The sequence below is a fragment of the Buchnera aphidicola (Microlophium carnosum) genome (assembly GCA_011752475.1).
GTDB classification, from domain to species: Bacteria; Pseudomonadota; Gammaproteobacteria; order Enterobacterales; family Enterobacteriaceae; genus Buchnera; species Buchnera aphidicola_BG.
Genome location: CP048747.1, coordinates 180,697 through 195,885 on the forward strand (window position 1 = coordinate 180,697; position 15,189 = coordinate 195,885).

Consider the following 15,189-nt stretch of genomic DNA (forward strand, 5'->3'; position numbering starts at 1 on the left):
TATAAAAATTGATTGTGTTATTGTTTAGAAAAAATTTTAAACAGTAAAAAATTATGAGAAAAAATAAATTTTAAAATTTTTAGAATATGTAAAATATTTACATGTTTATTCATATCTTTTATAAAATTAATATTTTCGTATTAAAAATTTTAAATATTACTTCATCTAAAAAACAACAAGAATAAAATGCTTAATAAAAATTATTCTTTATCTATGTGGCTTAAATATTTAGAGAACTTAGATAAAAAAACAATATATAATCTTATTGAATTGAAATTGCTTGCAAAAAAGTTAGATTTACTACATGTACAAGCTTTTATTTTTACTGTTGCAGGAACTAATGGAAAAGGAACAACTTGTGCGATGTTAGAAAGACTGCTATTGAATTCAGGTTATCGAGTAGGACTATATACTTCTCCTCATCTTGTAAATTTTTTAGAAAGAGTTCGAATTAATGGATACTTTCTTACTGAAGCAGATCATGTTTCTTCCTTTCAGAATGTAGAATCAGTAAGAAATTGTACTCTATTAACTTATTTCGAATTTATTACACTTTCTGCATTAAGTTTATTTAAAAAATATACATTAGATATTATTATATTAGAAGTAGGTTTAGGAGGAAGGTTAGATGCTACTAATATTGTAGATTCTAATATATCTATTATAACTAATATAGGAATAGATCATACTGCTTTATTGGGAATAGATCGTGAAAGTATCGCACGTGAAAAATCTGGAATTTTTAGAAAAAATAAAATTTCTGTTATTGGAGAGACCAATATTCCTAAATCGATGTATCAAGTAGCTAAAGATAAAAAAACAATATTAAAAATCATTAATATAGATTGGTCATGGAAAAAAAAAAATAATTATTGGAATTTTATTCATTCTAATATTCAGCTATACAATTTACCTATTACTCATATACCATTATCAAATACAGCTATTGCATTAGCCGCTTTATATTATTCAGGTTTTGAAATGAATGAAAAAATTATAAGAAAATCTATTGCTAACGTTCAGTTATCAGGTAGATTTCAAATAATTTCTACTTTTCCTTATATTATTGTTGACGTAGCTCATAATCCTGATGCCGCTAAGTATTTATCTAAAAAAATAGATGAAATGAGTATAAAAGGAAAAATATACGCGGTAGTAGGAGTATTAAATGATAAAGATATTTCAGGAATAATCAATCCGTTAAGAAATAAAATTCATTACTGGTTTGCTGCTCCTTTAAAAACAATACGGACTGCTACTAAAAGTCAATTAAAAAATATTTTTATTATGCATAATACATCTGTTTTAAGCAGTATTAATGAAGCTTATAAACAAGCTTTTACATTATCAAAAAAACAAGATGCTATTATAATATTTGGTTCTTTTCTAACTGTTTCCGAGTTTCTTTCTTTAAAAATAAAAATGTAATACAATAAATAAAAAAAATATAATTTTGGAAAAATCAATGTTTCTATTAGATTATATTATTATTTTCACTATTGTTATTTCAGTTTTTTTTGGTTTTTTACGCGGTTTTTATCAAGAAATAGTTTCTGTCTGTTTTTGGTTTTTTAATTTTTATTTTTTTAATAAATACGACTATTTTAGTTCTTTTTTTACAAATGCAATTCAAAATTTTTTTTTAAAAGATAAAATTTTGATGCTAGTTATGTTTATTTTTTTTTTATTATAAAAAATATTTTAAATTTTTTTATGAAAAAAATTATTAAACAAATTAAATTTTCTTATTATAATATTGTTTTAGGAGGTTTATTTGGAATTTTACGGAGTATATTACTAGTCTTTTTATTTCTTTTTATTTTTAGTTATTTTGATCAGAATGGTTATAATTATTATATAAATCATTCGATGATAATCTCTATTATTTTAAAATATAAACAATATTTTTTATTATTATTGAATGTATTTTAAAAACTAAGCACATTATTCATATTAGTATAAAAAATTATAGTGTGCTTAGAATTACAGATATTGTAATAAAATATTTAATGCTCAAACATAGCAGAAATAGATTCTTCGTTGCTAATTCGTCTTATTGCTTCTGCTAACATACCTGCTAAAGTCAATGTTCGTACATTTGGTAGCAGTTCAATTGTTTCTGATAAAGGAATAGTGTCACATACAACTACTTCGTCAATAACAGAATTTTTTAAGTTTTTTGATGCATCCCCAGAAAAAACAGGATGTGTTGCATATGCAAAAACTCTTTTAGCTCCTCTTTCTTTTAGAGCTTCTGCAGCCTTGCAAAGAGTACCTCCAGTATCTATCATATCATCTACTAAAATACAATCACGATTAGCAACATCTCCAATAATATGCATGATTTGAGATACATTAGCGCGAGGTCTTCTTTTATCAATAATTGCCATATCAGTATCATAAAGTAGTTTAGCAATTGCTCTTGCTCTTACTACTCCACCAATATCAGGAGAAACAACAATTGGATTTTTTAGTTCTCTTTGAAGCATATCTTCTAAAAGAATTAAACTACCAAAAACATTATCAACAGGAACATCAAAAAAACCTTGTATTTGTTCTGCATGTAGATCTACTGTTAACACACGATCTACGCCAATACTAGATAGAAAGTCAGCTACTACTTTTGCTGTTATAGGAACTCGTGCTGATCTTACTCTACGGTCTTGACGAGCATATCCAAAATATGGTATTACTGCAGTAATTCTACCAGCAGAAGCTCTTCTTAGAGCATCTACCATTACAACTAATTCCATTATATTATCATTAGTAGGTGCACAAGTAGATTGAATGATAAAAATATCTCCACCTCTTACATTTTCATTTATTTGAACGCTTATTTCACCATCACTAAATCGACCTACGGATGCTTTACCTAAATTAATGTATAATCGATTTGCAATAAATTTTGCTAGTTTAGGAATAGAGTTTCCAGAAAAAAGTTTCATATCAGGCATAAAGAACCTTTTTTGTGTTTAATTAGTAATGTTTTATATATTTAATTATAATATGTTTTATTATGAATATTTTAATGAATAAATTTATATACAAATACTTTTTTTCGAAAAAATTCTATGCAATGGTGAAATGTTAACACTTTTTGCTATAAACCCTTGCATATTTTTAGGTAATAAAGAAAAAATTTTTTGTGCGGATTTCTTATTATGAAATTCAGAGAAAACACAGGAACCTGTACCAGTCATTCGTGAAGGTGCGTACGCAGATAACATTGAAATTAATGTTTTTATTTTAATAAATTTTTTTTTTGCTATATTTTCAAAGTCATTGCTAAAAGGTAGTTCTAATAATGTTTTCAGCGATTTTTTAGGAGTATTGTTCATTAAAAATGGACTAGAAAACATATTTTTTGTTGAAATATTAATATAAGGATAGACAACCAGATACCATTTTTCTTGCTGTATAACAGGATGTAATATATCTCCGATTCCTTCAATAATTGCAGTTTTTCCTATAATGAAACCAGGTACATCAGAACCTATTTCAAGACCTAATGAAGCTAGTTCTTTTAACGTATATTCTGTATTCCATAATTTGTTTAAAACTATTAAAGTCGTTGCAGCATTAGAAGAACCTCCACCCAATCCGCTTCCTATAGGTATTTTCTTTTTTAAAAGTATTTTTGCTCCGTAATTAAGATTAGATAGTTTATTATCAAACAGTGCTTTCCTTTTTAACAATTTAGCGGCAATAATAATACTATTTTTTGCATTTTGAAGATTTTTTTTTTCAGTAAATAATTGAATACTACCTGTTTTATTAGGAATTATTTTTAATTCATCACCATAATTAAGAAATTGAAATAATGTTTGTATATTATGATATCCATCTTTACGTATACTTGTTACATATAAAAATAGATTAATTTTTGCAGGAGACAGACATGTATAAATCATTTTTAAGTGTCATTTATTTTTTTAAAATATTTTTTATATTAGTTTTTATTAAAATTACAATGAAAACATGTAAAATAGTATAATCATTACAGTATAGATATTTTAATTTTCATAGTTTTTAAAAACTATTAAACAAAAAAATATTTTTTATGTTTTTAATTGTATTAATAATACATTGTTTAATATTAATTAAAAATTATTTTTAAAAGATGCTAATTAATAGAAGGATTTCATGAATAGTTCCATTTTAAACAAATTAAAATCTTTACGAAATCGTTATCAAGAAGTTGAAGTGATGCTTACTCAGAAAAATATCATTTCAGATCGAGAACATTTAAAAAGTTTATCTAAAGAATATTTAAAACTTTCTAAAATTATAAAATATTTTATTCAATGGGAACAATTAGAAGTTGATATTAAAAATAATGATATTTTGTTAAATGATATCGAAATGCAAAAGATGGCTGAGGAAGAATTATCTTTTTTAAGTAATAAAAAAGAAATATTAGAAAAAAAAATTAATCAATTATTATTACCTGAAGATCCTAATGATAAACATAGTTGTTTTATTGAAATTAGGTCGGCAACAGGTGGAGATGAATCTTCTATTTTTGCTGGTGAATTATTTAGAATGTATCTGCGATACGCTGAATACTGTTCATGGACAGTAGAAATAATGAATGCTAGTGAAAGCGAAAAAGGAGGATTCAAGGAAATAATTTTAAAAATTACAGGGAAAGGCGCATGTGGTCGATTAAAATTTGAATCAGGTGGTCATCGTGTGCAAAGAGTACCAGAAACAGAATCACAAGGAAGAATTCATACGTCTACTTGTACTGTTGCTGTTATGCCTGTAACTCCTAAAGCTGAAAAAGAAGCAATTAATTCTTCTGATTTGAAAATTGATACTTTTCGTTCTTCTGGTGCAGGAGGGCAACACGTTAATACTACTGATTCTGCTATTAGAATCACTCATATACCTACTGGTCATGTAGTAGAATGTCAAGATGAACGCTCACAACATAAAAATAAAGCAAAAGCTTTATCTATTTTATCAGCACGTATTTATGCTGCTAAATTAGAAAAAGATCATCAAGAAAATTCTTCTATGAGAAGAATTTTATTAGGAACCGGCGAACGATCAGATAGAAATAGGACATATAATTTTCCACAAAATAGAATTACAGATCATAGAATTAATCTTACTATCTATAAATTAGATGAAGTATTACAAGGAAAATTAAATTGGCTTATTGATCCAATAATTCAAGAATATCAAGCAGATATACTGTCTTCTCTATCTCAATCAGAACTATGAATATTAAAAAATGGATACAAGAATCTATTAAAAAATTATCTGATGTCGATAACCCTAAAAATGAAGCAGAATTTTTATTAAGTTATGTTTCAAAACGTACACGTAGTTTTATTATTAGTTCTGATAATATTGAATTGACTCAAAAAGAATACGAATATCTAGAGTATTTAATTTATCGTAGATCTTTAGGGGAGCCTATAGCTTACATAATAAAAGAAAAAGAATTTTGGTCTTTGTCTTTATGTGTTTCATATGATACTCTTATTCCGAGACCTGATACAGAAATTTTAGTAGAACAAGTATTATCTAAAATTGACAGTCATTCTATTTCAATTCTTGATTTAGGAACTGGATGTGGAGCTATTTCTCTAGCTTTAGCTAGTATCTGTTCTCATTGGAATATTATTGGCATTGATAAATCAGAAAAAGCACTTACAATAGCTCGAATTAATGCAAATAAGTTAAATATTAAAAACGTTACTTTTTTTTATAGTAATTGGTTTTCAAAAATACACCAAAAATTTAATATTATTGTAAGTAATCCGCCATATGTTAGCGAGAAAGAAATAATATTTTTTAAAAAAGATATTTTTTTTGAACCGTTCGATGCTCTTATATCTGATAATAATGGATTATCAGATATTGCAAATATCATAAAAAAAGCACAAAACTATTTACTTTGTGGAGGGTGGTTATTAATAGAACATGGATGGAAACAAAAAACAGAAGTACAATATTTATTCAAAAAATATAATTTTTTTGAAATAACATCGTATCAAGATTATGGAGGAAATGATCGTGTAACAATTGGAAAAAAATATAATAAATAAAAATTCATAATATTTTATGAAAATCTATCAAAACAAAAAATGTTTTATTAACAATAATAAAAAAAAATGTTATATTTTAATATAAATTACATTAATTATATAAAAAATTATATCATTTAAATTTCTATTACGAATTTAAAAAAAATATTACTATTACTAATAATATGAAAGCTATTTCGAATATTGATTTTTCTAAATTATCACTTTTTGAATCTATCATTGTTGCTTCTCAAGCTATTCGAGAAGATTTTCCTACAAATTGTGTTTTATCTGAGTTAAAAAGCAGAATAAAAGAAGCTGAATCTTATATTTCATCTGAAAATGAACCTAATCGACAATTAGAAAAATTATTAGAATTATTTTATACTCACTGGAATTTTGGTGGTGCGAGTGGTGTTTACAAACTTTCAGATACACTATGGATTGATAGTGTACTGAAAACACAACAAGGTACTGCAGTATCTTTGGGCATTCTTTTTTTACACATTGCTCAAGAATTAAAATTACCATTAAATCCTGTTGTTTTCCCTACTCAACTTATTTTAAGAGCAGATTGGATAAACGAAAAAAAATGGCTTATCAATCCTTTTAATGGAGAGATATTAGATCAACATACATTAGAAGTTTGGTTAAAAGGCAATATTAGCCCAACAGCAGAATTATATGAAAATGATTTATGCAAATCTGAATCTATTACTGTCATGCGAAAAATGTTAGACACATTAAAATCTGCATTAATGGAAGAAAAAAAAATGGAGTTAGCATTAAACGTTACTAATTTATTATTACACATTGATCCAAACGATCCATATGAAATTCGTGACAGAGGACTAATATATGCACAATTAGAATGCAATCATGTTGCCTTAACAGATTTAATTTATTTTGTAGAACATTGTCCTGAAGATCCAATTAGTGAAATTATTAAGATTCAAATTCACTCTATTGAACAAAAAAAAATTATTTTACATTAAAAATAATTTATTGTGTAATTGGCAAATTACGTTTGTGCAATGTGTTCAAATATAATCTTTCAATAATTTCTTGACTTTTGAGATCTATTTTCTTTCCTTCTAAGTAAGAATCAATGACGTTGTATGTAATACCCAAAACAGATTCGTCATCTCGTTGTGGATGATCATCTTCTAAATCTGCCATTGGTTTTTTTAGATATAGATGCTTTGGACAGTGTAATTGTTTTAATAATGATTGAATTTGTCGCTTATTTAATTTGGCAATAGGATTTATGTCTGTTCCATTATCTCCATATTTTGTGAAAAATCCAGTGATACTTTCTGCTGCATGTCCTGTTCCGACTACAAGACCTTTTTTTACAGCAGCAACACTATATTGTACTTTCATTCTTTCTCTAGATTTCTCGTTGCCTCTTATATAATCTGAAATAATAATACCTGATTTTTTTAAAGATTGCTCGCTATTTAAAACTGACTGTTTTATGTTAATGTTAAATACTTGGTCTGGACGTATAAAATTAATTGCATCTTGACAGTCTTTTTCATCAGATTGAACACCATATGGTAGGCGTAATGCGATAAATTGATAATTAATATCTTTTTTATCGTTTCTTAATTGTTCTATACTTATTTGACACAATTTAGCAGTTAATGTAGAGTCTTGTCCACCACTAACACCAACTATTAAAGATTTCAGATAAATATGATTAAGTAAATATTTTTTTAAAAAATTAATAGAGTTTTTGATTTCTATTTCCGGTATAATTATTGATCTAACTCCTAGTAATTCAATAATTTTATTTTGAAGTGTCATATATCTTCCTAATTTTTTCAAATTGTAAATGTTTGCATATTACATACTAAATATATTTTTTAACATTATTAAAATAGAAAAATGGATAAAAAAATTGAATAATTTAATTTTTGTATTAAATTGTGGTAGTTCTTCTATAAAATTTGCGATATTAGATCCTAAAAATGAAAAAAAATATTTATCGGGTTTGGTAGAATGTTTATTTTTATCAGAAACATACATCACATGGCAGTGTTTAGGAGTAAAATACAAGAAAAAAATAGGTGCACACATTAGTCATGAAGATGCATTAAATTTTATTATAGATCAAGTGTTATCACATCAAAAAAATATTTTAAACAATTTAATAGGTGTAGGGCATAGAGTAGTACATGGAGGAGCTAAAATAAAAAAATCAACTATTATCAATAATAATATTATTCAATGTATTCAGGATGCAGTCTCTTTTGCTCCATTACATAATCCAGTAAATTTAATTGGTATTAAAACTATTATAAAAAAATATCCTAGTTTATCAAGAAAAAATGTAGCAGTTTTTGATACATCTTTTTATCAAGATATGCCTGAAACTTCTTTTCTATATGCTATACCGTATAGTTTTTATAAGAAACATGGTATTAGACGCTATGGTGCTCATGGTATTAGTCATAATTATGTTGCGCATAAAATTTCTATTATCTTGAATAAAGAATTTAAAAAGTTAAATGTTATAACATGTCACTTAGGAAACGGAGCTTCTATTTCTGCTATTTGTAATGGAATATGTGTAGATACTTCAATGGGATTAACCCCTTTAGAAGGATTAGTTATGGGAACTAGAAGTGGTGATTTAGACCCTTCTATTATTTTTTTTATGAATAAAAAACTTAATTTAAATATTGATGAAATTGAAATAATTTTGAATAAAAAATCAGGATTATTAGGTTTAAGTGGTATTAGTAGTGATTTTCGATATTTTGAAAAAAATTATAACTGTAAAAAACATGCTAAAAGATCTGTAGATATTTTTTGTCATCGTTTATCTAAATATATTGCTGCTTACATGAGTTTAATGGAAAATCATTTAGACGCTGTAATTTTTACTGGTGGAATCGGTGAAAATGTACCTTTAATTAGAGAGCTAACTCTTTCTAGATTATCGCTATTAGGTTTTAAAATTAATTTAACACTTAATTCGTCTATTACAGGAAATAAATCAGGAATAATAACTGAATCTACTTCTCGTCCAGTTTTTGTGATTGCAACAGACGAAGAATTAGCAATAGCTCAAGAAACTAGTAATATAATTAGTAGAAAATAGTTTTTTTTATTATTTTATGTTGATATGTCATAATAGGATAATTATGTCACGCATTATAATGTTAATTCCCTTGGATAAAGATGTTGGTTTAACTTCAGTAAGTTTAAGCATGATTTATTTTCTGAATAAGAATAAATTGAACAAAAAATCTATTCAACCTATATTATATTTATCTTGTATAAAAAATTGTTTAGATGATACATTATTAATTATTAAAAAATATTTTTCAAAAATTGTTCATACATTAGAACATGTAGATTTTTCTAAAGTTTTTTTTAATTCTCCTGAATATTTTTTTTTGTTAAATAAAATTATAGATAATTGTTATAACAATAAATTTTTATATGAATTTATTTTAATTGAAGGTATAAATAATAATCATAGTATTGATTCTAAAGAGATTAATTATGATCTTGCGCAAAATTTAAATGCAGAAGTGATATTTGTATCTAATTTAGAGAATGTTTCTTTGGAATATGTCAAAAATAAAGAAAAACAAATAAATTTATTTGTAAAATATAAGAAATATAAAAATATTTTAGGGATTATTTTTAATCACATCAACTCTCCTTTTATAGAAAAAAAATATACCCTCATAGAAAAACTAATATTATTAAAAAAAATAGAAAATAAAAAAGAAGTTGTTGTTCTAAAAGAAGTATTTAAAAAAAATTTTTTGACAATTATAGCTTGTATTCCTTGGAATAAAAAAATTACGACAATACATGTCATGGATATTTTTAATTTTCTAAATATAAAATGTATTAATTTAATTCATAAAAAAACTTATATGATAGAAGAAATAATGATATTTGATGAAAGTTATCTAAATATGTTGAATAAAAATTATTTGAATACCTTGATAATAATTTCTTTTAGTCGTATAGATGTTTTAATTAATATTTTAAATTTTCATTCTAATTTTAATGCTAATAAAATTAAGTGTGTTATATTAACCGGAGTATCAAAATCAAAAAAATATATTATTTCTGTATGTAAAGTATTAATTGAAAAATCTATTTCTATTTTTTGTACAGAAAATAGTACAATTGAGATTGTATCTCAATTGCAAGTTTTTAACTTTGATATAAATATAAAAGGTATAATATATATTGAAAAATTGCAGAAGTATATTTCTAATTTTTTTTGTTACTCTTCTATAATGGTTTCTAAGAAATACTATAATTATGGCATAACATATTCTCCAAGAGAATTTCTCTATACTTTAAAGCTATTATCAAAAAAAAGAAATAAACGTATTATATTACCTGAATCATATGAGACTCGAATATTAAAAGCTGTTTCAATGTGTGATGATGCCAATATTGCTCAATGTGTATTATTAGGAGATCCAAAAAAAATTCATAGTATTGCAAATGATAAAGGTATTTATTTAAATAAAAATATTGAAATAATTGATCCTGTCTTAATAAGACACCAGTATGTTTCTCGTCTTGTAGAAATCCGAAAAGAAAAAGGAATGAATAAACTTCTTGCCGAAAAACAATTAGAAAATAATATGGTTTTAGCTACTTTAATATTAGAATCTAATGAAGTAGATGGATTAGTTTCTGGTTCAATAAATACTACTTCTGACACTATACGTCCAGCATTGCAAATTATTAAAACTAATGCTCAGAATTCATTGGTATCATCTATTTTTTTTATGTTGTTACCAAGTGAAGTATTTATTTATGGTGATTGTGCTATTAATATTAATCCAACTGCAGAAGAACTAGCAGAAATTGCAATTCAATCTGCAGATTCAGCAAAAATTTTTAAAATAGAACCACGTATTGCTATGTTATCTTATTCAACTGGTTGTTCTGGATTTGGATATCAAGTGGAAAAAGTAAAAGAAGCCACCAGGATTGTTAAAAATAAAAGACCCGATTTAATTATTGATGGTCCTATACAATATGACGCAGCTGTTTCAGAAAAAGTTTCTAAATTAAAATCACCTGATTCACCCATTTCAGGAGCTGCAAATATATTTATTTTTCCAGATTTAAATTCTGGTAATATAGCTTACAAAGCAGTTCAACGTTCTTCAAAAATAGTTTCTATTGGTCCAATGTTACAAGGATTAAGGAAACCAGTAAATGATTTATCACGAGGTGCTTCAGTAGAAGATATTGTATATACTATTGCATTAACATCAATTCAATCTCAATAAAATATATATTTATAGAATAAAAAATATATTTTTTAAATTTTAATTACAATATTTCCATTTGGTTTACAACAACACGGGAATATTTCTTTTTCTTTAAATAAAGCAGCTATAGGCTGTTTTATTAAATAAAATATTTTTCCCCTGACTAACTCAATTCTACAAATTCCACAATATCCAGATCGACACTGGTATTCTATATTAATATTATTTAATTTTAAAACAAATAATAACGAGATATTTTTTTTATAAAGTATTTTTTTATTAATATTTATTATTTCAATAATAGTATGAGTCATTTTATAATCTAAATGTTTTAAATTCATTATCAGATACTTCTGAATCAATCTGACCAACTAAATAAGAACTGATTTCCGTTTCTTGAGGAGCAGTTTGTATATTATCAGAAGTTAACCAATCGTTAATCCAAGGGATAGGATTAGATTTTTTTTTAAAAGGCATTTTAAAACCTATTGCATGCATACGAATATTCGTAATATATTCTATGTATTGCCAAAGAATATCTTTATTTAATCCGAGCATTGAACCATTTTGGAATAAATATTCAGCCCATTTTTTTTCTTGTTGTGAAGCTGAAAGAAATATATTAATAGCTTCTTCTTGACATTCTAAAACTATATCATTCATGTTTTCATCATTTTTTATATTACTTAAAATATTTAAAATATGTTGAGTACCTGTTAGGTGTAATGCTTCATCACGTGCTATTAATCTTATAATTTTTGCGTTTCCTTCCATGAGTTCTCTTTCTGCAAACGCAAATGAACATGCAAAACTTACATAAAATCTAATCGCTTCTAAAACGTTAACACTAATTAAGCATAAATATAGTCTTTTTTTTAGTAAGTGTAAATTAATGTGAATTTTTTTACCATTTAATAAATGAATACCTTCTCCTAATAAATGCCAATAACTAGTTAATTTTATTAGTTCATCGTAATAGATAGAAATGTTTTGAGCACGATCATTAATGTGTTTGTTTGAAATAATATCATCAAATATTAAAGATGGAGAGTTAACAATGTTTCTAATTATATGAGTGTAAGAACGTGAATGAATAGTTTCTGAAAAAGACCATGTTTCAATCCATGTTTCTAGTTCAGGAATAGAAACAATTGGTAGAAAAGCTATATTAGGGCTTCTTCCTTGAATAGAATCAAGTAATGTTTGATACTTTAAGTTACTAATAAAAATATGTTTTTCATTATCAGGCAAGTTTTGAAAATCTATTCTATCTCGAGAGAGATCTATTTCTTCAGGTCTCCAAAAAAACGATAATTGTTTTTCAATTAATTGTTCAAAAATATTATATTTTTGTTGATCGTATCTAGCAATATTGACAGGTTGTCCAAAAAACATCGGTTCTTTAAGTTGATTATTTTTTTTTTTTGAAAAAATCGTATAAGACATAATATTATACCTAATAATAAATTTAATGTTGTAGTATATGTTTTTTACAATATTTTAATTTTCTATTTTTATATAATACATGAGCCACTTTCGCAAATATTTTCTTCTATAGATTCAGAAGATTCAGATATAATATTTTGATGGTCTTCAGAACCATCTCGAGTGTTTTGATAATACAATGTTTTTAAACCAAGTTTATAAGACAATAGAAGATCATAGAGAAGTTGTTTCATAGGAATTTTTTTATTTAAAAATTTTTCTGGATCATAGTGAGTATTTGCTGAAATAGATTGATCAATAAATTTTTGCATAATACCAACTAGTTGTATATATCCTATATTATTTGGTATATCCCAAAGTAATTCGTATTGTGATTTTAATTTTTTATATTCTGGAACAACTTGACGTAATATTCCATCTTTTGACACTTTAATACTAATGAAACCTCTTGGTGGTTCAATTCCATTTGTTGCATTAGATATTTGAGAAGACGTTTCTGAAGGCATTAAAGCAGATAATGTTGAATTTCTTAAACCATATTTTTTTATTTTACAGCGTAATAAATCCCAGTCTAAATGCAGTGGTTCATTACATATATCGTCAATATCTTTTTTGTATGTATCTATAGGTAATTTCCCTAAATAGTAATTAGTATGATTAAATAAAGAACATGCTCCTTTTTCTTTTGCTAATTCACAAGATGCTTCCAATAAATAATATTGCATGGCTTCAAAAGTTTTATGTGTTAAATTTTTTGCACTTCCATCTGAATAACGTACTTTGTTCTTAGCTAAATAATACGCAAAATTAATTACACCAATTCCTAGAGAACGTCTAGAAATAGCTGATTTTTTAGCTGCTAATATTGGATAATTTTGATATTCTAATATTTCATCTAGTGCACGTACAGATAATATAGATAATTCTTTGAATTCATCGAGATTTTTAATACTTCCTAAATTGAAAGCCGATAATGTGCAAAGTGCTATTTCTCCATCAACATCATAAATATCATTTAATGCCTTAGTGGGTAATGTAATTTCTAGACATAAATTAGATTGTTTTATTGGAGATAATTGAGGGTTGAATGAACTATGTGCATTACAATGATCGACATTTTGTATATAAATACGTCCAGTGGAAGTTCTTTCTTGCATTATCAACGAAAATAGTTCTAATGCTTTAATTGTTTTTTTTCTTATACTTTTGTTGTTTTCATATTGAATATATATCTCCTCGAATTTTTTTTGGTCAGAAAAAAATGCTTCATATAAGTTAGGAACATCAGAAGGACTGAATAATGTTATTTTATCTCCTAATAACATTCTTTGATACATTAGCTTATTAATTTGAATTGCATAATCAACATGACGAACTCTATTATCTTCGATTCCTCTATTATTTTTTAAAACTAATAAACTTTCAACTTCAAAGTGCCATATTGGATAAAAAATAGTTGCAGCTCCACCCCTTACACCTCCTTGCGAACAAGATTTGACAGCGCTTTGAAAATGCTTATAAAAAGGTATACATCCTGTATGAAATGCCTCTCCATTTCTAATAGGGCTTCCTAATGCCCGAATTTGTCCGGCATTAATACCAATTCCAGCACGTTGAGAAACATATTTAACAATAGAGCTAGTTGTCGCATTAATAGAATTTAAATTATCAGCACACTCAATTAAAACACAAGAACTAAATTGACGAGTAGGAGTTCTAACTCCAGACATAATTGGTGTTGGTAATGAAATTTTAAAAGTAGAGATAGCATTATAAAAACGATGTATATAATTCATTCGAACATTTTTTGGATATTTAGAAAATAAACATGCAGATATTAAAATATATAAAAATTGTGCACTTTCATAGATTTTTCCACTGATACGATTTTGTATTAAATATTTTCCTTCTAACTGTTTTACAGCTGCATATGAAAAATTCATATCTCTCCAATGATCAATAAAAGAATTCATCTGTATAAATTCTTTGTGAGAATAGTTTTTCAGTAGATTTTTATCATACTTTCCTAACACAACCATGTTTTTTACATGATCATATAGTTGAGGTGGTTCAAATTGACCATAAGCTTTTTTTCTAAGATGAAAAATAGATAATCTTGCAGCCATATATTGATAGTCTGGTGTATCTTGTGAAATAAGATCTGCAGCTGCTTTTATAATAGTTTCATGAATATTAATAGTAGTAATATTATCATAAAATTGAATTCGAGAGCATAACTCAACTTGTGATACAGATACGTCATCTAGTCCTTCTGATGCCCAATTTAACACTTTATGAATTTTATCTAAATTTATTTTTTCTTTTCTTCCATCACGCTTAGTAACAAACAGACTATTTTTCATAATGAATTTAACTTATTATCAAGAGTACAAAAAATTTTTATTTTTTTTATTTAATAATTAATATTAGGTGTTTAT

13 protein-coding genes are annotated in these 15,189 nt (G+C 25.6%); 7 read left to right on the forward strand and 6 right to left on the reverse strand.

Features of this window, described 5'->3' with window-relative positions; all coding sequences use genetic code 11:
* Positions 1-186 precede the first annotated feature (186 nt).
* Together folC and G4A98_00835 are read left to right on the forward strand one after the other, a co-directional pair.
* Positions 187-1,428 carry a bifunctional tetrahydrofolate synthase/dihydrofolate synthase gene (folC, locus tag G4A98_00830; protein ID QIQ41770.1) on the forward strand — a complete coding sequence of 414 codons (1,242 nt, stop codon included), beginning with the start codon at positions 187-189 and terminating at the stop codon, positions 1,426-1,428.
* A gap of 285 nt (positions 1,429-1,713) precedes the next feature.
* Positions 1,714-1,932, forward strand: coding sequence for a hypothetical protein (locus G4A98_00835; GenBank protein QIQ41771.1), 219 nt, complete (start codon positions 1,714-1,716; stop codon positions 1,930-1,932).
* Between the two features lie 74 nt (positions 1,933-2,006).
* Here the strand turns inward: G4A98_00835 and G4A98_00840 are convergent, their stop codons facing one another.
* Both G4A98_00840 and ispE read right to left on the reverse strand, forming a co-directional pair.
* Entirely contained in the window at positions 2,007-2,954 is a 948-nt protein-coding gene (locus G4A98_00840) for a ribose-phosphate pyrophosphokinase (GenBank protein ID QIQ41772.1), read from the reverse strand.
* Between the two features lie 84 nt (positions 2,955-3,038).
* The gene (gene ispE, locus G4A98_00845; GenBank protein QIQ41773.1) at positions 3,039-3,911 is read right to left on the reverse strand and encodes a 4-(cytidine 5'-diphospho)-2-C-methyl-D-erythritol kinase; all 873 of its coding nucleotides are present in this window, start codon (positions 3,909-3,911) and stop codon (positions 3,039-3,041) included.
* A 232-nt stretch (positions 3,912-4,143) separates the two neighbouring features.
* On the opposite strand from ispE, the gene prfA reads away from it, so the two are divergent.
* From prfA to G4A98_00860, 3 genes are all read left to right on the forward strand, one after another.
* Complete coding sequence (gene prfA / locus G4A98_00850; GenBank protein ID QIQ41774.1) at positions 4,144-5,229, forward strand: peptide chain release factor 1; 1,086 nt, start codon at positions 4,144-4,146, stop codon at positions 5,227-5,229.
* A complete protein-coding gene (prmC, locus tag G4A98_00855) occupies positions 5,226-6,059 on the forward strand; it encodes a peptide chain release factor N(5)-glutamine methyltransferase (GenBank protein ID QIQ41775.1) in 834 nt (277 codons plus the stop codon). Before prfA ends, prmC begins: the two co-directional genes overlap by 4 nt.
* 164 nt (positions 6,060-6,223) lie before the next feature.
* Positions 6,224-7,033: a tetratricopeptide repeat-containing protein gene (locus G4A98_00860; GenBank protein ID QIQ41776.1), complete on the forward strand. Its 810-nt coding sequence runs from the start codon at positions 6,224-6,226 to the stop codon at positions 7,031-7,033.
* A 7-nt stretch (positions 7,034-7,040) separates the two neighbouring features.
* On the opposite strand, the gene nadE is transcribed toward G4A98_00860, so the two are convergent.
* Positions 7,041-7,847: an ammonia-dependent NAD(+) synthetase gene (gene nadE / locus G4A98_00865; protein ID QIQ41777.1), complete on the reverse strand. Its 807-nt coding sequence runs from the start codon at positions 7,845-7,847 to the stop codon at positions 7,041-7,043.
* A gap of 28 nt (positions 7,848-7,875) precedes the next feature.
* Here nadE and G4A98_00870 point away from each other — a divergent pair, with 28 nt between their 5' ends.
* Together G4A98_00870 and pta are read left to right on the forward strand one after the other, a co-directional pair.
* Positions 7,876-9,147, forward strand: coding sequence for an acetate kinase (locus G4A98_00870; protein QIQ41778.1), 1,272 nt, complete (start codon positions 7,876-7,878; stop codon positions 9,145-9,147).
* 43 nt (positions 9,148-9,190) lie between these two features.
* Positions 9,191-11,323, forward strand: coding sequence for a phosphate acetyltransferase (gene pta / locus G4A98_00875; GenBank protein QIQ41779.1), 2,133 nt, complete (start codon positions 9,191-9,193; stop codon positions 11,321-11,323).
* 32 nt (positions 11,324-11,355) lie between these two features.
* Here pta and G4A98_00880 read toward each other — a convergent pair whose 3' ends face one another.
* The 3 genes from G4A98_00880 to nrdA all read right to left on the reverse strand — a co-directional run bounded on the left by G4A98_00880 (position 11,356) and on the right by nrdA (position 15,114).
* Positions 11,356-11,619 carry a 2Fe-2S iron-sulfur cluster binding domain-containing protein gene (locus G4A98_00880; GenBank protein ID QIQ42164.1) on the reverse strand — a complete coding sequence of 88 codons (264 nt, stop codon included), beginning with the start codon at positions 11,617-11,619 and terminating at the stop codon, positions 11,356-11,358.
* A gap of 1 nt (position 11,620) precedes the next feature.
* On the reverse strand, positions 11,621-12,751 hold the full coding sequence (nrdB, locus tag G4A98_00885; protein ID QIQ41780.1) for a ribonucleotide-diphosphate reductase subunit beta: 1,131 nt from the start codon (positions 12,749-12,751) through the stop codon (positions 11,621-11,623).
* Positions 12,752-12,819: 68 nt separating this feature from the next.
* Entirely contained in the window at positions 12,820-15,114 is a 2,295-nt protein-coding gene (gene nrdA / locus G4A98_00890; GenBank protein ID QIQ41781.1) for a ribonucleoside-diphosphate reductase subunit alpha, read from the reverse strand.
* Between the last annotated feature and the right edge of the window lie 75 nt (positions 15,115-15,189).